Raw genomic sequence first — 25,209 nt, 5'->3', positions numbered from 1 at the left:
CGAAAAGGCGGCCCATCAGGGCCGCCTCGTCCGTTAGATCGATTATTGCTTATGAAAATGTGGCATACCGGAAAGCTTGCCGTAAGCCGGGTTCTGTACTTCCGGTGGTCGTAACGGGCACCACAACCCTCCCACCATTGAAGCGACAATCATCTATCTACGTCCGACATTGCTGCCGGACTTTAGCGACCAACCCGAACGCACCCCGGGCAAGGGCTGCGGAATCGGCATAGCCGTCCGCCGCGTTCTCTTCGGTCTTGCTCCGAGTGGGGTTTACCAGGGAATAAGTCACCCTATCCCCTCGTGGTCTCTTACACCACGGTTCCACCCTTGCCTGTTCGCCTTGCGGCGCCATCGGCGGTCCGTTTCTGTGGCACTATCCTTCAACTTGCGCTGACTGGACGTTATCCAGCACCCTGCCCTGCGGAGCCCGGACTTTCCTCCCGTGCGCATGCGCACCGGCGATTGTCTGTCAAACTTTCCGAAACTGTTATCTAGTATAACGGACTCGGCCGATCGCCGCAACCATCGATGTTTGTCAGCGGTGGAGAAATTTGCGAACAAAACGGCCGTTCCCGCGCTCAAACGATTCTGAACGTCTCGGTATCGACCGCGGAGGCGACGACGCGCGTATCGCTTTTTTGCTCGACAAGCCGCTGCTGAAGCCACCGGGCCACTCCGGCCTTCATTATTTTTTCCGCGTTGTGGCCCGGATCGACGATCGAAAGGCCGGCCGCCAGCGCGTCGTGCGCCGTATGATAGTCGATATCCCCGGTGACGAGCGCATCCGCTCCCGCGAATAACGCATGCCGCACGTAGCGGCTTCCCGAGCCTCCGAGCACGGCCACTTTACCGATCGGCTTGGCCGGATCGCCGACGACCCGCACGAACGGCACGTCAAGCGAGCGTTTGACATGCTCCGCGAATTCGTTCAACCGCAGCGGGCTCGGCAGCTTCCCGACCCGGCCCAGACCGAACGTCCGGCCTTTCAATTCCATCGGATACAAATCGTATGCGACTTCCTCGTACGGATGCGCCTTCAGCATCGCCTGAACGACTTTTTTCTCCGCGCTTTGCGGAACGACCGTTTCGATGCGCACCTCCGAAACGTGCTCCAGCCTGCCCGGCTTGCCGATAAACGGATCGGTTCCTTCCCGCGGCAAAAACGTGCCGGTTCCCGGTATGTTGAAGCTGCAGCTGCCGTAATTGCCGATCGAGCCGGCGCCGGCGGCGAACATCGCGTCGCGCACCTGCTGCGCGTGCGTATCGGGCACGAATACGACGAGCTTTTTCAGCCGGTCGGTATGAATGTCTTCCAGGTGGCCCGTCACCGCAAGCCCGAGCGCCTCGGCCATCATGTCGTTCACGCCGCCTTCCGCGACATCCAGATTCGTATGGGAAATATAGACGGCGATGTCGTTTTTGATCAGCTTCTCGTAAAGCCGCCCGGCCGGCGAATCGGTTTGCAGATGCGCGAGCGGCCGATAAATGATCGCATGATGCGCGATAATCAGCTCCGCCCCCAGCGTGACCGCTTCCTGCACGACCTCCTCCGTAACGTCCAGCGCGACGAGCGCCGTACGGATTTCTTTGCGCAGCGAGCCGAGCTGCAGGCCGATTTTATCGCCTTCGACGGCCATATGCTTCGGCGCCAATTGTTCTATCAATTGGATGACGGCTTCCCCTTTTGCAAACATCCCAATACCTCCTCGATCCGATTCCGTTCCGCCAGAAGCTCCTGCCGCCGTTTTTCGGCGGCTTCCGTGCCGCCGCGCGACATGCCCCGGACGATTTTGTCCAATTTGGCGATTTCCGACTCCCATTTGCGGCGAAACGCGTCTTCCGCCCGCTCCAGCAAAATCGGACCGAACCGGATCAGCTCCTCCGATTCGAGCAGCGCGCAATCGCCGACCCGCTTCGGCCGGTACAGCTCCCGATTGGCGGCATACGGGTCCGCCTGGCGGCCCGCGCACAGCACCTCGTAAAATTTCCCGTCCTCTTCGACGATCGTCTCGTTCTCGAGCACCCAATCGTTCGCGGCCAGCCAGCGTCTCACCTGATCCTCGGCCACGTTCGGCTGCAGGACGAGCTTGCGCGCCGAAGCCAGCTTTGCCTTTCCTTCCTCCAGGATGGAGGCGATCAGCGCGCCGCCCATGCCGGCTATCGCGACGACGTCGACCTCTCCCGCGGAAACGACGGCGAGCCCGTCGCCCTGCCGGACGGCCACGATGCGGCCGAGCCCCGCTTCTTTTACCTGCTTGCTCGCCGCTTCGAGCGGACCCGCGTTGATTTCCCCGGCGACCGCGAACGAAACGCGCCCCCGCTCGGCAAGGTACGCCGGCAGCAGCGCGTGATCCGATCCGATATCCGCCAGCCGCGCCCCGTCGGGAACGCAATCGGCGATCGCAAGCAATCGTTTCGACAATTTGATCATATTAGAAAACCCACTCGCTCCATTTTTTTCGCAGCCCGAACAAGACGGAACCGGCTACCGCAAGCTTGCCCAAAAAAAGCAGCTGCAGCAGCAAGCCGTCCGTTACGCCCGCATACATTCCGTACAGCTCGGGCATCCACCACAGCGTAAAGCCGACGAGCAGCAGCACCGCGCCGACCTGCTTGCTGGCCCGATGCAGCAGCCAGCCGAGCCATGCGAAGATGACGCACAGCGGCAGCCAGCTCAGCTCCGCGCCGATCCAGTCGAGCCGAGTCCGCTCGTGCAGCAAATACGCATAGACGAGCATGAGGCCGCACCAGCCGCAATAATGAAACAAACCCATGCGCGCCGCAAGCCCGACGAAGATCCAGACGAAGCTGCAGAAGGCGACGTACGCGAGCAAAAGCGGCGGTTCGTCCAGGCCGTTCGCCCGCAGCAAATAAAACCCGGCGCCGAGAAGCGCGACCGATCCCGCTCCGACGAGACCGTAGCCGATAAAAGGCGTCCTGCGCGAATACCAAAACCCGACGCCGTAGCAAAGCCCAACAATAGCCACCACTGACATAATTTGCAATGGCAATCGAAAAGAGTTAAAATGAAAAACGACAAACGCGATGACGGCGGCAAAGACGCAGCCGATCAGCCACGATTTCCAATCGCTGCCCGCGATCGCGCTCTTGGATAATCCCGAAACGCGGCCGTCCCGCTCGGTCGAAGCCGCGTCGTACAAATTCAGCAAAAAGTCGCAGTAATGCTCGGGAAGCAGCTTGCTTCTGCGCCAATGCTCGATTTCGTATATAATGATCTTGCGTTTCTCCTGTTCCATTCAGGAAAATGACCTCCAACGAAAACGGACAAGCCGTCGGTCTGCCGGCTCCGCTTAACGGGGATAAATTCAGGAAGACCTTGCTGTAGCTTTCGATACAGAAAGGTCTCCGCGGGTTGTGACGATTATTCGAGAAAATCTTTGAGCCGCTTGCTTCGGCTCGGATGCCGCAGCTTGCGGAGCGCCTTCGCCTCGATTTGGCGGATGCGTTCGCGCGTGACGCCGAACACTTTGCCCACTTCCTCCAGCGTCCTCGTCCGTCCGTCGTCTAGTCCGAACCGGAGACGGAGCACGTTTTCTTCCCGCTCCGTCAGCGTATCGAGCACGTCCTCGAGCTGTTCCTTCAGGAGCTCGTAGGCGGCCGCGTCGGCCGGGGCGAGCGCTTCCTGATCCTCGATGAAATCGCCGAGATGCGAATCGTCCTCTTCCCCGATCGGCGTTTCGAGCGATACCGGCTCCTGAGCGATTTTCATAATTTCCCGCACTTTTTCCGTGCTCAAATCCATCTCTTTGGCGATTTCTTCCGGCATCGGCTCGCGTCCGAGCTCCTGCAGCAGCTGACGCGAGACGCGGATCAGCTTGTTGATCGTTTCGACCATATGAACGGGAATCCGGATCGTGCGCGCCTGATCGGCGATCGCGCGCGTAATTGCCTGGCGAATCCACCAAGTGGCGTACGTGCTGAATTTGAACCCTTTCGTAAAGTCGAACTTTTCGACAGCCTTGATAAGCCCCATGTTGCCTTCCTGAATCAAATCGAGAAAGAGCATGCCGCGTCCGACGTACCGTTTGGCGATGCTGACGACAAGGCGGAGGTTCGCTTCGGCGAGGCGCCGTTTCGCTTCCTCGTCGCCTTTCTCGATCCGTTTGGCCAAATCGATTTCGTCGTCGGCCGACAGCAGCGGAACGCGGCCGATTTCCTTCAAATACATCCGAACCGGGTCGTTAATTTTGATGCCGGGCGGCAGCGACAAATCGTCGTCCAGGTGAAACTCGTCGTGCTCGTCGTCCTGGCCCATCGTCATATCGTCTTCTTCCGAAGAATTGCCCACATCGATGCCGAGTTCGGACAGCTGCTCGAAAAATTCGTCCATCTGCTCGGGATCTTGATCGAACGGAGCCAGTTTCTCCATAATGTCTTTATACGTCAAAGAAGACCGCTTTTTCCCAAGCTCGATCAATTGGTCTTTGACCTGCTCCAGCGTCAGTTCCGTCTCCAATTCGGTATGTTGATCGTTCGCCATATCCAAGCTCCCTCCTCCCTAAAAATAATCAGGCGGCTCCGTCTGTTTCCAGCGAACGATTGCACCGCTTCCCGCTCATGTTTAGGGCTATTATCTCTTTTGCAACTTGCCGTTTAGGGCGAGTATTTCCAGCTCGATGCGCGCGGCGCCGATGAAATCGCCGGCTTTTTCCTTCTCGATCCGTTCTTCCACCAACCGCTCGATCGCCTGCTGCTGCCGATGCTTCTCGATTTGCCTCAAGTAGTCTTCGATGACCTGCTCGTTCACGCCTTGCTCCGACTCCGTCATCAAAATCGAGCTGGCGAGACGTTCCAGCGCGTCATCTTGAAGCGAGGCCATATATTTGCTCGCATCCGGCTCGCTTCCTTGCGCGTAGTAGGCATATAAATAAGCAGCCAACGCTGCGTGAGCTTCATCGTTAAAAGCGTCCCCCAGCCGTTCCTGGACGAGGGCCGATATGTCCCGGTCATGCATCATAATATAGAGCAAATGGCGTTCGGCCTTGTCGTAGGCCGGTTTCAGCTTCGGCAGCGGAGCGTATTCGGCTCCGTCATTCCTTACAGTATTCCACGAAAAATCGTTATTATCCCCATTGGAGCGCTTTTTTTGAAGCTGCAGGCGAATCTCGTTCGTTTCCTGTTTCATCGATTCGAACGACGAGATGGCGCTGAATTCGGAGGCGAGCTCCTTCAAATAATGCTCCCGTCCGGTCGGGGAATCGATGTTCGCGATCACTTCGCGGATCGCGGTTCGCACGTAGCGCAGCTTCGCTTCGTTGTCCTGCATGTTGAAATTGCGTCTTAAATGCAGCAGCTTGAACTTCTCGGGCGGCACCGCCCCTTCGATTATGTCTGTACGAAACCGCTCCGGACCGAACGAATCGATATATTCGTCCGGATCGAGCCGGTTCGGCAGCACCGCGATTTTAATGTCGAGACCCGCCTTCTCGAGCACCTGCAAACTTTTGTACGCGGCCGACTGTCCCGCGTCGTCGCCGTCGTAGCAAACGACGACACGCTCCGCCGATCTTCTCAGCAGCAGGGCGTGCTCCTCGGTCAGCGCCGTTCCCATCGTCGCCACCCCGTTATGGACGCCCGCCGACCACGCTTTGATGACGTCCGCGTAGCCTTCGAACACGACGGCTTGATTGAGACGCTTGATTTCGGCCCGGGCCGCGTGATAGTTGTACAGCAGCCTGCTTTTGCGAAACAACCCGGTTTCCGGGCTGTTCAAATATTTCGGCTGCTCGCCCCCCAACGTACGCCCGGCGAACGCGATGACGTTCCCCCGGCTGTCCGAGATCGGAAACATGATCCGGTTGCGGAACTTGTCGACGTAGCCTCCTCCCGATTTGGCACCGATGAGCGCCCCTTTCTCCATAAGAGGCATCGGGAACCCGCGCTGCTCCAAATACTGGACGAGAACGTCCCACCGGTTCGGAGCGAAGCCGATCCGGAACGTTTCGATCAGCGAGTTGGTGAACCCTCTGTCGCGCAAATAGTCGAGCGCCGGCTTTCCTTCCGCCGAATTCCGCAAAATGTGGTGATACAGCTTGGAGGCGAACTCGTGCCCTTTGACGATCTGTTCCTTCTCCAGCTGCCGTTCCGCCTGCTCGGGCGTTTGCCGCTCCCAGACGTACGGCACGTTCGCTTCTTCGGCCAAATGACGCACCGCCTCGGCGAACGAATACCCTTCGATCTCCTGAATGAACCGGATGACGTGCCCGCCTACGCCGCAGCCGAAGCATTTGAATATTTGCTTCTCGGGATTGACGTTGAACGAAGGCGATTTCTCCGAATGGAACGGGCAGAGCCCTTTCCAGTTGCGGCCGGCTTTGGACAAATGGACGTATTTGCCGATCACTTCCACGATGTCGTGGTGCTTTAGGACTGCCTCGATGACGTGCTCCGGAATCGGTCCGCTACTCATCCTAATCACCCTTTGTCAAGTACAGTAATACTATTCGCTAATTCGGCCCATTTTCCTGCAAACCGGTTAAAACTTTTGTCAAACATTGTAGAAACGACCGACGATCCGAATCGGTAAACGGCTTCGGCCCTTTGCTATGCTTGCCTCCCCTGCGCTGTTTGGCGCGCTCGTGCCTGTTTTCGAGCAAAAAATCGATCGTCCGGTCGGTGTACAGCTGCCCGCGGTTCGAAATCGCGATCGCTTTCTTCGCCAAGCCGATCGTCGCCAATCCGAAATCTTGCGTCACGAGCACGTCCCCTGCCGCAAGGCGGTTGGCGATGTACAAGTCGACCGCTTGATCCGACCGGTCCACCTGGACGACCGTGATTCCGTCGCCTTTCATGTCCAGCCGGTGGTCGAAGGACGCGACCATGACAACGGGGACGCCGAATCGTGCCGCGGCATCCGCAATTTCCGCTTTGACCGGACAGGCGTCCGCGTCGACGATAATTTTGAACCCGATGATTACCACCAATTTCCTGTCATTTGTTACCGTTATATTATATACGATGAAAAAACAAAAAATCCTGCTTTCCGGTTTCAATTTGCAAAAGCAAGCGATTACCGCCGGAACAAGCCCATGATGATGCCGGCCGTTTCTTCGACCGCTTTGTTGGATACGTTGATCACCTTGCAGCCGACGCGGGCCATGACGGCGCGGGCGTGGTCCAGCTCCTTGTGGATTCGCTCCATTTGCGCGTACAGGGCGCTGTCCGCGAGCCCCAAATTTTTGAGCCGCTCCTTCCGGATCATGTTCAGCTTCTCGGGATCGATGACGAGCCCGATCACCTTGTCCGGCGACACGGTGAACAGCTGATCCGGCGGCTGCAGCTCCGGCACGAGCGGAACGTTGGCGACTTTGAACATGCGATGCGCCAAATACATCGACAGCGGCGTCTTCGACGTGCGCGACACCCCGACGAGCACGATGTCGGCCAGCAGTACGCCCGTCGGGTCCCGCCCGTCGTCGTATTTGACGGCGAATTCGACGGCTTCGACTTTTTTGAAATATTGTTCGTCCAATTGATGAATAAGTCCGGGCTGGTGCAGCGGCTCGCGATTGAACGCTTTTTCCAGCGTCGAAATGATCGGTCCGAGCAAATCGATCGAAATGACTTTTCGCTTGCGCGTCTGGGCGATCAAATAATCGCGCAGCTCGGGCACGACAAGCGTAAACAGGACGATCGCCTGCGCTCCCGCCGCCTCGCCGACGATCCGGTCGATGCCTTCCGTTCCGCTGACGTACGGGGCGCGGCGTATGTCGACGATATTGGGATGAAATTGAATCGCCGCCGCCTTCAAGACGGACTCCGCCGTATCGCCGGCCGAGTCCGAAACGACGTAGACGATCGGCTTCGGAATCATTTTGCTCATAGGCGCCCTCCATCCGCGGATTATATGCCGTATTTGTCCATCTGGTCGATGAAATTTCGCGACTTCCATTTGACGTCGACGTGCGCGTCCAAAAACTGGCGGATGCACAGCTTCAACTGTTTTTTCGTCGCATCCTTCACTTCCGTCTTGCCGAGCCGCCGTATGTCCATATGCAAAAACAGACGGAGCAGCTTGAGCGTCCCGTCCGAAATTGCGATCGCTCCCGGATCCTGCGTCCGGCACCGGGCGCAAACGGTTCCACCCATCGACACGCTGAGCGACATGGCGCCGTCCGTCGCGCCGCACGAGACGCAGCTGTCCAGCTCGGGCATATAGCCCGCGATCCGAAGCATTTTCATTTCATAGATGTTCGTGACGATTTGCGGATCCTTGTCTTCGTCGAGCGCGTCGAGCGCCGCCTTCAGCTGGTCGAAGAGCGGAGCGTTGCGTTCGTTTTCCCCGAGCATCCGGTCCGTCATTTCCATCAAGTAGGAAGCGTACGCCGTCTTGTGGATGTCTTCCTTCAGACGGTTGTACGCGTTCCAAATGTCCCCGTTGTTCAGCGTGCCCATCGATCCCGTCTTGTAGCAAATAAATTCGCCGTACGTGAACGGCTGGGCAATCGCCGAATGGCGGCTTTTGAGCTTCTTCGCGCCGCGGGCCATGATGCTTAGTTTGCCGGCTTCCTTGGAAAACACGGTCAAAATTTTGTTGCCTTCCCCGTAATCGATCGTGCGCAATACGATGCCTTCGACCCGAACGATCATTCGAAACGCCTTCTTCCCGTGACGCACCGTCCGCCCGCAAGGCGGAATGCGGTCCGCTCAAATCGTTATGTCCGCGTCGTCCGCCGCCGGCTGTTCTTCCTCCTCGGGTTCCGCGCCCGCCTGATGATCCATTTCTTTATAAAGCAGGTACGATTCCACGTCTCCGGTCATCGTAAAAACCTTCCAAGAAAAGTCGCGCATGCGGATCATCCTTTCGCCTGAGGAACGATTATCGATTGATATTCCCTAGGATGAGCGAAGGCGGCGCGGGCTATCCCATGTAAAAAATGGCGTCAGTCGTGGCGGAAGCCGAGGTCTTTGAGCACATGCTCGCGGTTGCGCCAATCTTTGTTTACCTTCACCCATAGCTCCAAAAAAATTTTCGAGCCGAGCAGCGCTTCGATGTCGCGCCGCGCCAGCCGGCCGATTTCTTTCAGCATCGCCCCGTGCTTGCCGATGACGATGCCTTTCTGCGAATCGCGTTCGACGTAAATGACGGCGCCGATCGTGACGACTCCGTTCTCTTCGGCTTTCATCTGCTCGATGGCGACCGCGATCGAATGCGGAATTTCTTCGCGCGTCATGTGCAATATTTTTTCGCGGATCAGCTCGGCGCAAATAAACTGCTCCGGATGGTCCGTCACTTGATCGGCCGGATAATATTGCGGGCCCTCCGGCAAATATTTGCCGATTTGCTCGAGCAGCGTGCCGACGTTGCTGCCGTGCAGCGCGGAAATCGGCACGATTTCGGCGAAGTCGTACAAATCCTTGTAGGCGACGATGACCGGAAGCAGCGCCTCCGGATGCACCTGATCGATTTTGTTGAGCACGAGCAGGACCGGGGTCTTCACGTCTTTGAGCCGTTCGATAATGTAGCGGTCGCCTCCGCCGATCCCTTGGGCGACGTCCACGAGAAACAAGATCGCTTCGACCTCGTGAAACGTGTTTTCGGCCACCTTCATCATGTAGCTTCCGAGCTTCGACTTCGGCTTATGAATGCCCGGCGTGTCGAGAAAGACGATTTGCATGTGCTCCGTCGTATAGACGCCGTGTATTTTGTTGCGCGTCGTCTGCGGCTTGTCCGACATGATGGCGATCTTTTGGCCGATGACGTGGTTGAGCAGCGTCGATTTTCCGACGTTCGGACGCCCGACGATGGCGACGAAGCCCGATTTATGGTTGGTCATGACATCCTCCGTTAGTTCTGATCGTGGGCCGGGTGAGGCTGCGTCAGCTGGTCCGGGCCGAACCCGCCGGGCAGCAGCTCGGAAACGGTCGCGATCGCGACGTCCCCTTTCATATTCGCCATATAGACGGGCATGTCGGGCGGGCATAGCTCGAGCAGCACTTGCCGGCAAACGCCGCACGGCGTGATCGGGCTATCCGTGTCGCCGACGACGGCGATCGCCGCGAAGCTTCCCGGCGGCACGCCGTCCGCGATGGCGCGAAACAGCGCCGTCCGTTCGGCGCAGTTGGTCGGACCGTACGCCGCATTTTCCACATTGCAGCCGAGATGCACGTTTCCTTGCGCGTCCAGCAGGGCGCTGCCTACGCGGAAGCGCGAATACGGAGCGTAGGCTTTTTCCCTCGCCGCCAGCGCATGGCGGATCAAATCGGCCGCTTGACGGTCGTTTGCGCTCACCCTTGTCGCCCCCTTCATAGTATTTCAATTAAATAATAAGCTAACAGCGTCATGATCGATCCGATGATCGCTCCGGCGGCTAGAGCCGGTAGCTGCCTGCTCCGCTTGTCGTACAGGACGAACGTCAGCTGGATCGACAAGCTGTAGCCGAGCAGCGCGATCAGCGTCTTGCCGGTCAGCAGCGCGATCCACGTCGAGATCGCGAACGACACGGCGGTCAGCAGGCTCGGCCGCAGCGGAATGCGCCGCTCGGAAAAGCGCGTCTGCACGACGACGACGGTGAGCGCCACGAGCGCCACGAGCGTCCAGATAAGCCCCGGCGTCAGCATGCTTTCCGCGGTGCCGGCTTGCCGGACAAGCCGGTCGATCGGCTCGTAGAAGACGACCATGCCGACAATAGCGGCAAAAACCGCCGATACGAGAACGGCGGCCGCTGCTACGTCTTTGGCGATTTTGGCCAGCGGATGCCGCTCCGGCATCGCCAGATCGACCGCTTTTTCGACGGCGGTATTGATCAGCTCGCAGACGATGACGAGCGTAACCGAGAGCAAAACGAACAAAATTTCCGCCTTCGGCAGCTCGAACACGATCGCCGCTATGAGCACGATGAACGCGACCAAAAAGTGAAACTGCATGTTTTGCTGCGTCGACAGCGAATGCTTCAGCCCTTCGTAAGCGTACCGGAAGCTGCGGCGAAATTTTTTGACGTCTCTCACCGGGACAGTCCCGCCTTGGCGAGCACCGCTTCCTGCTTGCCGAACATGACGCGCTCCGCTTCCTCGTCCTGATGGTCGTAGCCGATCAGATGCAGGAAGCCGTGCACGAACAGGAAGCCGAGCTCCCGTTCGATCGAATGGCCGTACTCGCTTGCTTGCTCGATCGCCCGGCGGACGGAAATGACGATGTCGCCGAGCGGCTCGGGAAACGTCTCCCCGTCGTCGCCGTCTTCCGCAAGCTCGTCCGCCTCATCGCCTTCCCCTTCCTCGTCGGCGTCGTCGTCGAACCGGATATCCGGCTCGCCCGGGACGGTTTCGACCATCGAAAACGACAGCACGTCCGTCGCCTTGTCGATATTGCGATAGTCGCGGTTCAGCGCCCGGATCGCTTCGTCGTCCACGAAGCTTAGCGCGACTTCGCCGTTTTCGACCCCTTCCGCTTCGGCGGCGATCGCCAGCAGCTTTTCCAGCATGGCGATCAACGGCTCGCCGATCTCCATATCGTGTTGTTCGTTCACCCATTCCAGACTAACCGCCATCCAGCAACCGTCCCCTTACGCTTGTTTAACTTCCTTGCTTTCGCTCTTCGCCGGAGTTTCGGCCGGATATTCGATGCGCGAATGAAAAATGCCGAGCAGCGTCTCGTTGAGCGTCTTGGCGATCGTCTCCAGCTCCTTCAGCGTCAGGTCGCATTCGCCGAGCTGGCCGTCGTCGAGCCGGTCTTTAATGATTTTGCGCACCATCGTGTCGATTTGCTCGATCGACGGGTTGCGCAGCGACCGCACCGCGGCCTCGACGCTGTCGGCGATGCCGACGATGGCCGCTTCCTTCGACTGCGCCTTCGGCCCCGGGTACCGGAAGTCCTCCTCGCGGACCGGCTCTTCCCCTTCCGCCTGCAGCTTTTTCGCCTTCAAGTAAAAAAACTTCAGCAGCGTCGTCCCGTGGTGCTGCTCGGCGATGTCGCGAATCGGCTTCGGAATGTTGTATTCCTTCAACATTTCGACGCCGTCGCGGGCGTGGGCGACGATGATCGACTTGCTCAAATCCGGATCGATATGATCGTGCGGATTGCCCATGTTCATCTGGTTTTCGATAAAGTAGCTCGGCCGCTTCGTTTTGCCGATATCGTGATAGTACGAGCCGACGCGGCACAGCAGCCCGTTCGCGCCGACCGATTCGGCGGCGGCCTCCGACAAATTGCCGACCATGACGCTGTGATGGTATGTCCCCGGCGTTTCCGTCAGCAGCTTGCGCAGCAGCGGATGGTTCGGATTCGACAGCTCGACGAGCTTGAGCGGCGACAATATGCCGAACGACACTTCGAAAAACGGCATGAGACCGATGACGAGCACTGCGGTAAGCAGCCCGGAGGCGACCGCGAAGCCGAACGAAAGCAATAATTCGTCGCGCGCATAGATGTTGTCGAGAAACGTCAAGCTTAATATGGCGACGGCTCCCGAAAGCGACACCATAATGCCCGATTTCAAAATCGACGATCGCTGATTCGCCCTCTGCACCGCGAACACCGAGGTGATGCAGACGACGAGGGCAAGAAACCCGAATCGGAAATCGAACAACGCTTCGCTGTTCGCGTTGAAGATGACGCTGGATAAAAGCGCGAATACGATCGACGATACGAAGGCGAGCGGAATGCCGATCAAAATGGCGATCAGCATCGTCCCCATGGCGACGGGGGCCAAGTACCCGATCGTCGAATACGCCAAATTTTGCCCGAGGGCGACGATTTTCATCGCGAACACGTTCAGCACGTAAATAAGGGCGAGCATGAGCAGCTGTACGTTGTGGGAACGGATCGGCAGCTCGCTTTGACGCACGAACATGAACAAGCCGAGCACGAGCAAGCCGCTGAGAAGCGTCAGGCCGAGCTGCGGCCAATAGTTCGTCTTCTCCTTCAGCAAATCCATCGCCTTCAGCCGTTCGTACGTTTCCTCGGTCACCGTCTCGCCCTTGTAGACGAGCACGTCGCCTTTGTTGATGTAGACGGGCTTCGTGTTGTCTCTCGCTTCCGCCCGCTCTTCGTCCGTCGCCTTCTGGTTCAAAAACTTGTTCGGCGTAATGACGTATCTGGCAATTTCCTGAACCGTTTCGCGCGACAATGTTTTCGTGAGCGGCGACGTGTTGACGAGCTCGGCGACCCTTGTCCGGGCCGACTGCGCGCTGAGCAGCTGGTCGTTCATCAACCGGCCGACGATCTCGATGGCGACCGGCTCCATCGCGTCCAGGTCTTCCTTCGTCAGCCGCGGAAATTTGAAATATACCTCTTCCGGAATACGGTACTGCTGCTCGGCCAGGGCGGTCTTCACTTCGTTCAGCAGCCCGTCGTTGCCGGGATCGTCGGAGCGGATCGTATTGTACAGCATTTGGGCGTGATCGCTGAACATCGTCGGAAATACGTTTCGGAACACGTTGACTTTATCGTTCGTGCCGAGCTGGTCGTCGGCGTTGATCTGCCTCAGCTTCTCGAAGATCGCCTGTACCAGCGCTTCGTTTTTCATCGACAAAATGGAATAGACGGGCTCTACCCGCCTAGCCGCTTCTTCCTTCGCTTTTTGCGTGCCGATCGCGTTCTCGATCTGCTTCGTGGCGTAAATCGTCTTCTCGCTGGGCGCCCCGACCACAATATCGTACGTTTGCGGGATCAGCCGTCCCGCCATGGCGAAATAAAATACGATTCCGAGCAACGCGAACAACAAGAGACGGATCCCAAGGCTGGTTTTCCAGCCGCCCAGCCGGTTCGAATGTTTTCCGTCGTTGGAAATCCGCTGGTTTTGAGCCACGTTCAGTCCTCACTTTCCTCCGGACGATACGTCGATCAGCCCTTGGTTTCATAATCTTGCTCGTACGCCACGATGATCTTCTGTACGAGCGAATGCCTGACGACATCCTGTTCGGCGAAATGGACGATGCCGATCTCGGGAATTCCCCCCACGATGCGCTCCGCCTCGACGAGCCCCGAACGGGTGCCCCGCGGAAGGTCGATTTGCGTTTTGTCCCCCGTGATGACCATTTTCGAGCCGAAGCCGAGACGGGTCAAAAACATTTTCATCTGCTCCGGCGTCGTGTTTTGCGCTTCGTCCAATATGATGAACGAATCGTCGAGCGTCCGGCCGCGCATATACGCGAGCGGAGCGATCTCGATCAAGCCGCGCTCGAGCGACTTGGCGACCTGCTCCGGCCCCAGCACGTCGTTAAGTGCATCATACAACGGCCGCAAATAAGGGTCAACTTTTTCCTGGAGGTCGCCGGGCAGGAAGCCGAGGCTTTCTCCCGCCTCCACCGCCGGCCGCGTCAATACGATTCGCTTCACTTTGCCTTCCTTCAGCGCCGTCACGGCCAGCACGACTGCCAAATACGTTTTGCCCGTACCGGCGGGGCCGATGCCGAATACGATGTCTTTTTTGCGGATCGTCGATACGTAATGCCGCTGTCCGATCGTTTTGACGCGAATCGGTTTGCCGCGGTACGTCGAGGCGATTTCGCCCTTGAACAGATCGAGCAGTTGGTCGGCCTTCCCTTCCTTGGCCAGCTCGATCGCGAACAGAACGTCCCGTTCCGACAGCGGATATTGCGCCCGCACGAGCTGCAGCAGCACGTCGAACAATTGCTCCAGCCACCGCAGCTCCGCGGGCGGACCTTGAACCGTCAGCTCCGCTTCGCGCGTATACATTTTCGCGGGCGTCGCGCTCTCGATCAAATGCATGAATTTGTCCTGCGGTCCGAACAGCGAAAGTCCTTCCGACACGTTGTTCAAACTGATTTTCAACACGTTCGCATCATTCAAAAAAGCCTCAGTCCCTTTGTCGAAAGTAGTTCGCATCGCCGAAGCGCGCGATTTAAGGGACAATCGGCTGCTCGACGGCGATCGGTTGCTCGATTTCGAAAAGCACTTTCATATAAACTTTACCATTGTCCGACTTTTCATGCAAAATAATCTTTTCGCCCCGCCATACGCCGCCTTCTCCGGCGGCCGCCACGAGCTCCGCGCGCGCCTGCTCCAGGGCGATCTTTTTCGCTTCCTCCGGATCCAGCGGAATTTCCTCGAGCCGGGATTCGAGCACCTTTTCGGTCAGCCAGCCGAACGGAAGCGACCATTTGCGCCAATGCACCGTTTTGAGCAGCGGAATCGTTTCGTATTGGGCGAACGGCGTATCGCCGAAGCCGCTCACCTGCAGCCCTTTGCCGCCGACGACGACGTAGGAGCGCGTTTTCGTTTCGCCCGTGTACACTTTGCGGGTCAGCTTCAAAGGAATTTCCACGTTCGCTTCCTCCCAAACGATGCCGCGTACCGTTCCTTGCGCCACGACCGTCTGCCGGTTCGCTTCGTCGCCGATATAGCCGGAAATCAATATATCGCCTTTGCTGACGTTGCTGTTCACTTTGACGAGAGGCTTGCCCTTTTCCGCCAAAATTTGCGTGACGAGGGCGTTTTTCGAGGCGACGAGATGGCGCGGGCTCATGAGCGGCCGCTCTTCCGGCCTTGCCGATTCGACGACTTTGATCCGGATCCGCGTTCCCTGCACCTCGACGCCGACCCATGCCGTTCCCGGCAGCTTCTGCAGCAGCTCGCGCGACAGCTTGTCCGGCTCGCCGAGCCGGAACTTCCATTGGAACCGGTACAAGCCCTGCTGTTTGGCGGCTTGAATAATATCGCTGCGGGCGATTTTCTCGTTGCCTTCGACGTCGATGCGCCAGACGAGCATGGACAATATGTAGATCGCCGCGAAAAAGAGCACGATGCCGCCGAGAAACGCCTTCCGCCGCCCGAGCTTGTCCAGCGTAAACGGAAACCCGAACCGCTCCTTTACGCGCAGCTTCGTCGCCGTTCGTTTCAGAAACGGACGCAGCTTGAAAAAATCGCGGATGACGATATGAAGCTCGACCGCATCTTGTCCGATGCGGCGAATGTCCCATACGGCGAACTTTTTATCGATCAGCTCGTTCAGCAGCTGCTCCAGTTTGCTGCCGCGCAGCTCGATGCGCACGTATCCGCGCAGCCGGTTGAATAACGTCGATTTCACGGCGGCTCCTCCTTCGTCGATTAATCCGAGTAACGGATATCCGATATGATTCCTTCGATAAAGACTTCTTCCGGCAATATGGCGCGGATGACGAGCTCCTTGCCGACGATTTCCAGCTTACCTTGCGACAGTCCGAGCTTCAGCGTATCGCTTGAAAAATGGAGCACGCCGCGATGGTTTTCGATATAGAGCTGGCGGTTGCCGATCATCGTGAAGCGCGGAAGATCGAGCACGACGTCCTGGGGGAGATCGAGAAGTTTGGCCGTTAATTTGCTCAAGCGCCGGTTCCATTGCCGCATGTATCGCGATCCTCCTTGCCGAATAACCGTAGCTTTTACCACCATATGCGCAGGCGGGCAAAAAAAGACCCGCCTGCGCGGGTGTCGGCGCTGGCGGGAGCTTGTGGGGCCGCTGTCGCTCGGTTGGCGAACGGCTCGGTCATTTCGGCTTAAAACGCAAAATAACGTCGTCGTTTTGTTTCGGACTGCCGCGGCCGTCCCGGTTGTTCGTCAGCACGTACAACGAACCGTCCGGCCCTTCCGCGACATGGCGGATTCGGCCGTACCGGTCTTTCCACAGCGCGTCGATTTTATCCACGCGCGCTTCCGGCCCGGCCGCGAGCGTCAGCTTAAGCACCTGCATGCCGCGCAGGCCCGCGACCAGCAGCTGCCCCTTCCACGGACCTTGCGAAATAAACGTCATGCCCGACGGAGCCCAGGTGACGTTCGCGCCGGAATGGACGAGCGGCTTCCTCAGCGCGGTGCCGGACGATGGCGGCTGCGCCGGCTCGGATTGATCGCCCTCGATGAGCGGCCAGCCGTAGTTGGCGCCTTTCTCGATGACGTTGATTTCGTCTTTGGACGTTTGCCCGTGCTCGGAGCTGAACAGCTTGCCGGTTCCCGGCTGCCAGGCAAGCCCCTGCGGATTCCGGTGGCCTAAACTGTAAATCGGCGATTTCGGGTCCGGATTGTCCCCCGGAATCGAGCCGTCCGGCCGAATCCGCAATATTTTGCCGGCCAGGCTGCTCCTGCTCTGCGACTCCTCCCGCTGCTGAGCGTCTCCTACGGTCACGTACAGCAGCCCGTCGGGGCCGAAGCGCAACCGGCCGCCGTCGTGCGTTTGCTGGCCCGGCAAGTCGGCGAGCAGCACGCGGTCCAGCTTCGCTTTGTTGCCTTCCGCGCGCAGACGCAGCACGCGGTTTTTCATCGTACCGTTCGACTCGTACGTATGGTACGTGTACACATAACCGTTCTTGGCGAACTCGGGGTCCAGCGCCAATCCGAGCAGCCCGCTCTCGCCGCGGCTGACGAACGGCGGACCGAAGGCGAACATCGGCTCCTCGAGCAGCTTGCCGCCTTCGATGACGCGGATCGCCCCGGGGCGCTCCGTAAACAGCAGTCTGCCGTCCGGGGCGAAAGCAAGGTCCCACGGCACGTTCAGCTTATCGGCCACCGTTTCCGCCTCGCGATACGGCATGGAATCGGACGACTCCGGTTCGGAAGCCGCCGGAGCGCCGGGCGCGGGCTGCCTGGTATCCGCGGGCGCATCGCTCCGTCCGCATCCGGTGAAAAAAAAGAGCATCGCCGCCATCGCGATGCTGCCTGACAAGAAAGCGAACCGTTTCATCGTGTTCATTCCTCTCTACCGATTTTTCGGCCTGTACGGCTTTTTCGACCGGGGCGGCCCCATGATTTCCGCCCATAGCATACCGCGTATCGCGTCTTCGGCCAAACGTCTCTCGTCCCGCCCCGCGCGATCGGCTTCGATAACGGCCGTGCCGGCATCGGAGCGGTTATCCGCCGCCGGAGATTCGGTTCGACCGCTCGGACCGTCCTGTTCCAGATAACGATGCGAGCCTTCGCCGTCGATTCGCCGCGCCGGCTCGTCCCGGGTTTGCTCCGGGGCGGGACGGCTTTGATCCGGGCCGGAGCGATCGGAAGGGGGAGACGGCTGCGGCCGTCGATGCGGTATGCCCTGCGGTCCTCCGCCGAACGGAGGCATCATCGGATTCGGCTTGCCGCCCCCGGCCCGTCCGGTTCCGGGGCGCCGGTTTTCCCGTCCGTTTCGTTTGGCCAACAAGGTGAGGATGAAGCCGGCAACGACGATAACCATCCCGAGGTTGCGGAGCAAAAAGTCGATAACGTCTCTCATTCGCGCTCCTCCTTCCGCTCGATCGTTCGATGCGGCATCGTTTAAATCGGATCCTTATCGGTTTTGTCGGGAGCATTCATTTTGCCGAACGAGGAGCGCATTTCCGTGTCCGCATCGATATTGCGCAAATTCATGTAATCCATGACGCCGAGCTTGCCTTCGCGCAGCGCCTCGGACATCGCGAGCGGCACCTGCGACTCCGACTCGACGACCCGGGCCCGCATTTCGACGACGCGCGCTTTCATTTCCTGCTCCTGCGCGACGGCCATTGCGCGCCGTTCCTCCGCTTTCGCCTGGGCGATCCGCTTGTCCGCCTCGGCTTGCTCGGTTTGCAGGTGGGCGCCGATGTTTTTGCCGATATCGACGTCGGCGATGTCGATCGATAAAATTTGGAACGCCGTGCCGGCGTCGAGCCCTTTGCCGAGTACGGTGCGCGAGATCATGTCCGGATTTTCCAGCACCTGCTTGTGCGTGTCGCTCGAGCCTACGGACGTGACGATGCCTTCGCCGATCCGGGCGATAACGGTCTCTTCGCCGGCGCCACCGACGAGCCGGTCGATATCCGCCCGAACCGTAACCCGGGCGCGCACTTTCACCTCGATGCCGTCCTTCGCCACCGCCGATACCATCGGCGTCTCGATCACCTTCGGGTTTACGCTCATCTGTACCGCCTGCAGCACGTCCCTGCCGGCCAAATCGATCGCCGCCGCCCGTTCGAACGGAAGCGGAATTTGCGCCCGCTGCGCGGCGATCAGCGCGTTCACGACGCGGTCCACGTTGCCCCCCGCGAGGTAATGGCTTTCCAGCTGATTGACGGATATCGGCAACCCCGCTTTATGCGCCTTGATCATCGGGTTGACGATGCGGCTCGGGATGACGCGGCGCAGCCGCATGGCCACGAGCGTGAAAATGCCGACGCGGACGCCGGAGGCGAGCGCGGATATCCAAAGCATGACCGGGACGAAGCTGAAAAAGACGGACAGCACGATCACCGCCAGCGCCACGATCGTCAACATAAATATCATCGAATAATCTGCCATTCGTTCGTATCCTCCCAAAACGTTTTTAAGACGGTGCGGGCATCCTCACTCCGCCTGCTTGACGACGATTCGGCCCCCTTCGATTTTGATCACCTTCACCATGCTGTTCGCTTCGATAAATTCGCCTTCGGTGACGACGTCGACTTTTTCGTCCCATATTTCGACCGTTCCGGCCGGCCGGAGCGGCGTGATCGCCATGCCGAGAGCCCCGTACAGATGGTCCTTCGACTCGTGCGACACATAGCCTTCCTCCGTTAGAAGCGCATCCCGCAAAATGAATTTGTTCCATACGCCGCGACTTTTGAACTGTCTGGCGACGATGACGACGACGATCGCGGACAGCACGACGGAGACGCCGAGCGAGAGCAGCGCGTTTTTCGTATCGAACGCGGCCAGGACGACGCCGGCCAGTATCGCCGCGATTCCAAGCATGCCCAGGATGCCGAAGCTGGGCACGAACAGCTCGAGCGCCAGCAGCACGATGCCGCCGACGAACAGCGCGATATGCTCGATTCCGGCGAAGCCGGCCACGTAATGGCCGAAAAAATAAAGCGCGAAGCCGGCGATGCCGAGTACGCCGGGCAAGCCGAAGCCGGGAACGAGCAGCTCGATGGCGACGCCGGCGATGCCGACGATCAGCAGCACGGTCATCGTCGCCGGATGGACGAGAAAGCGGGCGAGCTTCTCCGCGAACGTCGGCTCGACATGAATGACGGTCGCTCCGTCCAGCCCCATATAAGCGATCGTTTCGTCGAGCGTGGCGGCCGTTTTTTCGGCGTAACCGACCTTGACCGCTTCTTCCGCGGTGAGCGTTACGATCTCGCCGGGTCCGACCTTCCGGCCGATTTGCGGCATGTCGACGACGACGCTTTTGTCCACCATGCCTTCGGCTATGGCGGGATTCCGGCCGCGAAGCTCCGCCGCCGCTTTCATTTCGCCGGACCAGTGGGAGACGATCTTCGCCTTATCGATTTCGTTGCCGCTGCCGTCCACGACGGCGGCCGCTCCGATCGTGCTGCCGGGCTCCATCACGATCGTCCCGGCATTCAAGGCGATGTAGCTGCCGGCCGAAACGGCGCGGCCGCGCACGAAGGCGGCCGTCGGTATCGGACTGCCGCGAACGAGCTTCCCGATCTCTTCGGCGGAATCCAGCCTGCCGCCGAGCGTATCGATATCGAGCACGATCGCCGCCGCGCGGGAGCGCTCCGCATCGGCAAACGCCCGTTCGAGAAAGCTGTACAAGCCGCTCTCGACCGTCTGGCGGACCGGGACGACATAGACGAGCTTGCCCGAGGCCGCGGGCGATTCCCGGGCCGTCGGAACGCTTTCCGAGGAAGCGGTTTGCACGCCGATGCCGAGCAAAACGCCGCAGCCGAGCACAAGCGCGACAAGCCCGAACGTCAGCGCGTATCGCAGCGCATGTCTCAGCGCGAAACGTTGAGTGGCGTTACGCATAGCTCCTCCTTGTTTTCGGGTTTTCGATCGACTCTCGAACCTGTATTCCTATTGTTCTACGTAAGTGGAGGAAGAATGTTTCAACAAACAAAAAAACACCCCGTCAGGAGTGTTGTTTTTGCGTTTTAATGACGGAAAACGGACTTGCTCGTCCGATTTCTCAAGAAAGAAGCTTTTGCACGAGCTGGTTGACCAGCTTGCCGTCGGCACGACCTTTCACCTTCGGCATCAATGCGCCCATCAATTTGCCCATGTCCGCTTTGGAAGATGCACCGGTTTCTTGGATGGTCTGCTGTACGATAGCTTGAATTTCTTCCTCGGTTAATTGCTGCGGCATGTATACGGCAATGACTTCTATTTCTTTCTTGACGGCTTCGGCGAGATCGTCGCGGCCCGCTTTTTCAAATTCATGGAGGGAGTCTTTGCGTTGTTTGATTTCGCGATTCAAAATATCCAGAACTTCTTCATCGCCCAATGTCTTCTTTTGATCTATCTCAACGTTTTTAATCGCCGATCGAATCATTCGGATGACGGAGAGTTTGAATTTGTCCTGATTCTTCATCGCTTGCTTCATATCTTCATTCAAGCGTTCGCTTAGGCTCATGAAAGCAAAATCCTCCTAGAACTTTCTCTTCCGAGCAGCCTCCGACTTCTTCTTGCGTTTGACGCTAGGCTTCTCATAGTGTTTGCGCTTCTTCACCTCAGCCAAGACGCCGTCTTTGGCAATGGAACGTTTAAAGCGACGAAGTGCAGCATCGATGGTTTCATTTTTGCGAACTCGAGTTTCGGACACTAGTTTTCCCTCCCTCCGAACAGACCGTCCAAGACGAAAACACGGTTTATCAAACTACATTATAAGTGATTCGGAAAGGGGGTGTCAACCTGCCCGCCATGGCAAGGACGAGGCGGCGCCGTTCAAGCGCCGCCCCGTTTTTTTACCGTTTGACGTTCAGTCCGCCGAGCTTCTCGCCGCCGAGCACGTGAACGTGGATGTGATAGACGACTTGTCCGCCGTCGGAGCCGACGTTGTTGACGAGCCGGTATCCGCTCTCCGCGACGCCGAGCTCTTCGGCGACCTTTTTCGCCGTCAGCAGCAGCTCGCCGAGCAGCTCGCGGTCTTCCTCCTCCGCTTCGTTCATCGAAGCGATATGCTTTTTCGGGATAACGAGCGCATGCGTCGGCGCCGCAGGCTGAATGTCGTGAAACGCCAGCACGCGATCGTTTTCGAACACTTTGCGGGAAGGAATTTCGCCTTTTACGATTTTGCAAAAAATGCAGTCCATCCTCGTTCCCTTCTTTCCTTTTTAAAATAACCGCATGACGACTTGCGACAAAAACTCCATTTCGAGCCGCTCCGTCATGAAGTTGACGATCAGCTTCTGCTGCTCGTTTTGCGTTTCGGCGTCGTCCGGCGTCTCCTGCAGCTTTTCCTCCGAGGCGATCAGCTGGTCGCGCAGCCAAACGAGCTCCTGCTGCTGCTCCGCCACCGTTTTCACGACTTTGTCGATCTCGTCCGTTTCCAGCACGAACTCGGCCAAAAAGTTGTAGCTGCCGCCGAACAGCGCCTCGTCTTTGTAAAACGCTTCTTCGGGATAATGCGTTTGCACGTACTGCTGCAGCGCGAGACCGATAAAGTGCGCGGTCACGTCCGGCTTGCAGTTCATTTTCAAATAGCGCAAAAAGCCTTGCGGCGAATTGTTTTCCGGGTTGCTCAAATCCGGCTCGGCGCCGTACATTTCTTTGTAAATCCAGCTGAGTATTTTGATTTCCGTTCCGATATAAATCCGGTGCACGACCAGCTCGTGGTAGTCGTCCTTCAGCTCGGCGACCGATTCGATCGAATCGGAGTAGTGGACAAGCTGTTTATACAGCAAGTTTTTGTAGTTGAGCATGTCGTGAAAATCTTTTTCGGTATTGATTTGGCTCATCAACCGAAACAAACTATGGTTCAAAATGTCAACGTTCGCGATGTCGGCAAAGAGCGGGTTATTCACCAAATGCTCGTCATTGTTCAGAAAAAACTGGACCACCGGGCCGATGTCCTGTAAGCCGGTATACGTAATATTAGCCATGAAAAGCGGAGACTCCCTCCAGGTAGTTTAAACGACTTTCTACATGATACCAGAAAATCGGTCTGCATGCGACCATTGCTCCGAACCGTCGGTCCCGGCATGAAGGGAGTCGTCCGAGAAATGATTACCCCAGAACGGTCAATTCCTTGCTAACCGCGGCATTGACCGATTCGCAGCCGGTTTCCGTCACGATCACGATATCCTCGATGCGGACGCCGAATTTGCCGGGCAAGTAAACGCCCGGTTCGATGCTAAACACCATTCCCGGCACGATGACCGTATCGTTGCCGTCCTGCACGGCCGGCAGCTCGTGAACGTCGATTCCGAGCCCGTGCCCGGTCCGGTGGACAAAATACGGACCGTAGCCGCCGGCTTCGATGACGCCGCGCGCGGCGCGATCGACCTCGGCCAGCGTCGCCCCCGGACGAACGGCGCGAACGCCGGCCAAATGCGCCTGCTTGACGAGCTCGTATACGTTCCGCTGCTCCTCGGACGGCTCCCCTACGCTGAACGTACGGGTCATGTCGGAGCAGTAGCGGTTCAAGATGCCGCCCGTATCGACGATCAAAAAATCGCCTTCGCGAACGACGCTGTCTCCCGGAGCATGATGCGGATTCGCTCCGTTCGCCCCCGTCGCGACCGTAGGATCGAACGACAGCTCGCGAATGCCTTCCCGTTTCCACAGCTCGAGCAAAAGCTCCAGAAGCTCCGCTTCGCTCCGGCCGACGCGGATCTGCGGGACGAACGCTTCCATCACCCGGTTCAGCGCCGACGCCGACTCGCGAATCCGGTCCAGCTCGTGCCGGTCTTTCACCTGACGCAGCGCTCCGAGCAGCGAACCGCCGCCTGTCCATCGCAGCGAAGGACGATGCCGCATCAAGGCGATCAAATGGCCGCTCGGCCATCCGTCGTCGACGGCGACGACGCCGTCCGCGCGAAGCGTGCCGGCGAGCAGCGCCGCCGCGTCTGCACCGTCGCGCCAATAGACGGTCTCGATTCCGAGACGATCCAGCTCGCCGCGGTGCAGGTCGGGGGCGACCAGGACGGGCCGTTCGCCGCGCCGGACGGCCAAAGCGAGCAAACGCTCGTGCGCTTCGATCCAAACGCCGGTGAAATAAAACAGATTGGCCGGGGACGCCACGATAATCGCTTCGTAACCGCCTTGCCCGAGCAAGCTTTGCAGCTTGCCGATCCGCTCTTCGTAAAGTGACGTTTTCATCGGATCATTCCTTTCCTTATAGGGATAACCCTGCCAGACCGTGCTTCATATCCGTCCCGCTTCGTAATCGATTCGGCGGATCGGTCCGAGAATCCTTTACGCCGACGTTGTATGCAATCGCCCGAAGTCCGCTTATTTGCGAGCGATCCAGACGGTCCAGCGGTCCTGCTCGACAATCGGCTCGCCTTCCGGCAGCATTGTGCGGATGCGGTCGATCAGCATCCCGATTTCGCCGTCCGACAGCTCGTGCAAAATCGAGCGTCCGCGCCGCTGCGCCAAATCTTCCGCCAATTCGCCGAAGGCGGCATATCGTCTGCGGGTTTCCCAAAGCTTCTCTTCCATAATATGCGCGAAGCCGGCCGCTTTCAACGCCGAGGCGACCGAAACCGCGGTATGCCGTCGGGACGTTTCCACGGAGGCCAGCCGGGGAAACAGCTCGAACAGCGCGCCGCGTATATGGGTTGCGCTGCCCGGCAGCAAACAATCCTCCGGCGTCCGGTCCTGGACGACGAGCGTCCCTCCGGCGGCGAGCAGCCTTCCCGCTTCGCGGAAGCAAGCGGTCAAATCGGTCAAGTGATGAATGAGCGCACGCTCGAGAACGATGTCGACGGTGCCGTCCGGCAAGCCGGTCGCAAGCGCGTCGCCTCGCGCGAATCGGACGCCGCCAAGTTCGGCGCACGATTGCCGGGCGGCGTCCAGCATAACCTCCGAAAAATCGACGCCGACCGCTTCGGACGCGCCGAGCTCCATCATCGTTTTCGTGTAAATGCCTCCGCCGCAGCCGATATCGGCGACCCGTTTTCCCCGAACCGGAGCGCGGCGTTTCATCAGGCCGCGCCAGCTGTCGTCGGCGGTTCGCGACGTGTAACTGCCGCGGTTGTGCGCATCGTGAAAGTCGATCGGCATTTCGAGCCCTCCCGCGCTTACTGTTTCATTATATGAAACCAAGTTCCGTTTAGTGAATTTCGTATTCAGTATACGTTACCAAAGCCGCGCTGTAAATGGAGGACCGCGTTTCGTAACGAACCGAGATAACCTTATCCTGATCGTTTTCCGCGATTCGGCCGGACGAACGAATCGAGGTAACGCTATTCGGCCCTTCGCAAGCAGAACGGCTCCCGTTTTCGCGAAATAAGAGCAGCTCGATTCGTTACGCGGAGGAACGGTTCATTTTGCCGCAAATAACGGTTTGAGAATTCGTTAGCTTTCTGCCGCCATGAAGCTAGCATACCGGGCTTCTTCTAGGAAAGGCAACTTTCATT

At 58.6% G+C, this 25,209-nt stretch carries 27 protein-coding genes and 1 other RNA gene; all 28 read right to left on the bottom strand.

Translation table 11 applies throughout. From position 1 onward, the window contains the following. Positions 1-67: 67 nt before the first annotated feature. Positions 68-481, bottom strand: an RNA gene (gene rnpB, locus PV407_RS15940) — RNase P RNA component class A. A gap of 100 nt (positions 482-581) precedes the next feature. Beyond that, complete coding sequence (locus PV407_RS15935; RefSeq protein WP_332090918.1) at positions 582-1,697, bottom strand: Nif3-like dinuclear metal center hexameric protein; 1,116 nt, start codon at positions 1,695-1,697, stop codon at positions 582-584. Then, positions 1,664-2,434: a tRNA (adenine(22)-N(1))-methyltransferase gene (locus PV407_RS15930; protein WP_332090917.1), complete on the bottom strand. Its 771-nt coding sequence runs from the start codon at positions 2,432-2,434 to the stop codon at positions 1,664-1,666. The genes PV407_RS15935 and PV407_RS15930 overlap by 34 nt, the downstream gene beginning before the upstream one ends. Position 2,435: 1 nt before the next feature. After that, positions 2,436-3,260, bottom strand: coding sequence for a hypothetical protein (locus tag PV407_RS15925; RefSeq protein ID WP_332090916.1), 825 nt, complete (start codon positions 3,258-3,260; stop codon positions 2,436-2,438). 125 nt (positions 3,261-3,385) lie between these two features. Further along, a complete protein-coding gene (rpoD, locus tag PV407_RS15920; RefSeq protein WP_332090915.1) occupies positions 3,386-4,504 on the bottom strand; it encodes an RNA polymerase sigma factor RpoD in 1,119 nt (372 codons plus the stop codon). A gap of 90 nt (positions 4,505-4,594) precedes the next feature. Continuing rightward, positions 4,595-6,433, bottom strand: coding sequence for a DNA primase (dnaG, locus tag PV407_RS15915; protein ID WP_332090914.1), 1,839 nt, complete (start codon positions 6,431-6,433; stop codon positions 4,595-4,597). 37 nt (positions 6,434-6,470) lie between these two features. After that, positions 6,471-6,935: a YaiI/YqxD family protein gene (locus PV407_RS15910; RefSeq protein WP_332090938.1), complete on the bottom strand. Its 465-nt coding sequence runs from the start codon at positions 6,933-6,935 to the stop codon at positions 6,471-6,473. A gap of 98 nt (positions 6,936-7,033) precedes the next feature. Then, positions 7,034-7,846 (bottom strand): pyruvate, water dikinase regulatory protein, encoded by an 813-nt coding sequence (locus tag PV407_RS15905; RefSeq protein WP_332090913.1) that lies wholly within the window; start codon positions 7,844-7,846, stop codon positions 7,034-7,036. Positions 7,847-7,866: 20 nt separating this feature from the next. After that, the gene (gene recO / locus PV407_RS15900; RefSeq protein ID WP_332090912.1) at positions 7,867-8,613 is read right to left on the bottom strand and encodes a DNA repair protein RecO; all 747 of its coding nucleotides are present in this window, start codon (positions 8,611-8,613) and stop codon (positions 7,867-7,869) included. A gap of 57 nt (positions 8,614-8,670) precedes the next feature. Beyond that, the gene (locus PV407_RS15895) at positions 8,671-8,814 is read right to left on the bottom strand and encodes a YqzL family protein (RefSeq protein WP_332090911.1); all 144 of its coding nucleotides are present in this window, start codon (positions 8,812-8,814) and stop codon (positions 8,671-8,673) included. Positions 8,815-8,906: 92 nt separating this feature from the next. Further along, positions 8,907-9,800: a GTPase Era gene (era, locus tag PV407_RS15890; protein WP_332090910.1), complete on the bottom strand. Its 894-nt coding sequence runs from the start codon at positions 9,798-9,800 to the stop codon at positions 8,907-8,909. 11 nt (positions 9,801-9,811) lie between these two features. Then, the gene (gene cdd / locus PV407_RS15885; RefSeq protein ID WP_332090909.1) at positions 9,812-10,255 is read right to left on the bottom strand and encodes a cytidine deaminase; all 444 of its coding nucleotides are present in this window, start codon (positions 10,253-10,255) and stop codon (positions 9,812-9,814) included. 14 nt (positions 10,256-10,269) lie between these two features. Further along, positions 10,270-10,971 carry a diacylglycerol kinase family protein gene (locus tag PV407_RS15880; protein WP_332090908.1) on the bottom strand — a complete coding sequence of 234 codons (702 nt, stop codon included), beginning with the start codon at positions 10,969-10,971 and terminating at the stop codon, positions 10,270-10,272. Then, the gene (ybeY, locus tag PV407_RS15875) at positions 10,968-11,510 is read right to left on the bottom strand and encodes an rRNA maturation RNase YbeY (RefSeq protein ID WP_332090907.1); all 543 of its coding nucleotides are present in this window, start codon (positions 11,508-11,510) and stop codon (positions 10,968-10,970) included. Before ybeY ends, PV407_RS15880 begins: the two co-directional genes overlap by 4 nt. A 15-nt stretch (positions 11,511-11,525) precedes the next feature. Further along, positions 11,526-13,682, bottom strand: coding sequence for an HD family phosphohydrolase (locus tag PV407_RS15870; RefSeq protein WP_332090906.1), 2,157 nt, complete (start codon positions 13,680-13,682; stop codon positions 11,526-11,528). 122 nt (positions 13,683-13,804) lie between these two features. Then, positions 13,805-14,773 (bottom strand): PhoH family protein, encoded by a 969-nt coding sequence (locus PV407_RS15865; RefSeq protein WP_332090905.1) that lies wholly within the window; start codon positions 14,771-14,773, stop codon positions 13,805-13,807. A gap of 52 nt (positions 14,774-14,825) precedes the next feature. Continuing rightward, positions 14,826-16,010 carry a sporulation protein YqfD gene (yqfD, locus tag PV407_RS15860; protein ID WP_332090904.1) on the bottom strand — a complete coding sequence of 395 codons (1,185 nt, stop codon included), beginning with the start codon at positions 16,008-16,010 and terminating at the stop codon, positions 14,826-14,828. 20 nt (positions 16,011-16,030) lie between these two features. Continuing rightward, complete coding sequence (gene yqfC, locus PV407_RS15855) at positions 16,031-16,309, bottom strand: sporulation protein YqfC (protein WP_332090903.1); 279 nt, start codon at positions 16,307-16,309, stop codon at positions 16,031-16,033. 139 nt (positions 16,310-16,448) lie between these two features. Beyond that, positions 16,449-17,645: a PQQ-dependent sugar dehydrogenase gene (locus PV407_RS15850; RefSeq protein ID WP_332090902.1), complete on the bottom strand. Its 1,197-nt coding sequence runs from the start codon at positions 17,643-17,645 to the stop codon at positions 16,449-16,451. Positions 17,646-17,651: 6 nt separating this feature from the next. Further along, positions 17,652-18,161: a hypothetical protein gene (locus PV407_RS15845; protein WP_332090901.1), complete on the bottom strand. Its 510-nt coding sequence runs from the start codon at positions 18,159-18,161 to the stop codon at positions 17,652-17,654. 41 nt (positions 18,162-18,202) lie between these two features. Continuing rightward, complete coding sequence (floA, locus tag PV407_RS15840; RefSeq protein ID WP_332090900.1) at positions 18,203-19,201, bottom strand: flotillin-like protein FloA; 999 nt, start codon at positions 19,199-19,201, stop codon at positions 18,203-18,205. A gap of 45 nt (positions 19,202-19,246) precedes the next feature. Further along, the gene (locus PV407_RS15835; protein ID WP_332090899.1) at positions 19,247-20,656 is read right to left on the bottom strand and encodes an NfeD family protein; all 1,410 of its coding nucleotides are present in this window, start codon (positions 20,654-20,656) and stop codon (positions 19,247-19,249) included. Between the two features lie 160 nt (positions 20,657-20,816). After that, entirely contained in the window at positions 20,817-21,260 is a 444-nt protein-coding gene (locus PV407_RS15830) for a GatB/YqeY domain-containing protein (protein WP_332090898.1), read from the bottom strand. 15 nt (positions 21,261-21,275) lie between these two features. Continuing rightward, entirely contained in the window at positions 21,276-21,449 is a 174-nt protein-coding gene (gene rpsU, locus PV407_RS15825; protein ID WP_010491812.1) for a 30S ribosomal protein S21, read from the bottom strand. A 142-nt stretch (positions 21,450-21,591) separates the two neighbouring features. Beyond that, positions 21,592-21,939, bottom strand: coding sequence for a histidine triad nucleotide-binding protein (locus PV407_RS15820; RefSeq protein ID WP_332090897.1), 348 nt, complete (start codon positions 21,937-21,939; stop codon positions 21,592-21,594). 21 nt (positions 21,940-21,960) lie between these two features. Beyond that, entirely contained in the window at positions 21,961-22,728 is a 768-nt protein-coding gene (locus tag PV407_RS15815) for a hypothetical protein (protein WP_332090896.1), read from the bottom strand. A 124-nt stretch (positions 22,729-22,852) separates the two neighbouring features. Then, the gene (locus PV407_RS15810) at positions 22,853-23,947 is read right to left on the bottom strand and encodes a M24 family metallopeptidase (protein ID WP_332090895.1); all 1,095 of its coding nucleotides are present in this window, start codon (positions 23,945-23,947) and stop codon (positions 22,853-22,855) included. A gap of 132 nt (positions 23,948-24,079) precedes the next feature. Beyond that, positions 24,080-24,853 (bottom strand): class I SAM-dependent methyltransferase, encoded by a 774-nt coding sequence (locus PV407_RS15805; protein WP_332090894.1) that lies wholly within the window; start codon positions 24,851-24,853, stop codon positions 24,080-24,082. Positions 24,854-25,209: the final 356 nt, after the last annotated feature.

The sequence above is a fragment of the Paenibacillus sp. GYB003 genome, from assembly GCF_036577625.1.
Lineage (GTDB): Bacteria > Bacillota > Bacilli > Paenibacillales > NBRC-103111 > Paenibacillus_AB.
The sequence above is the reverse complement of the archived record's forward strand: the minus strand, read 5'-3'. Positions and strand labels throughout refer to the sequence as shown.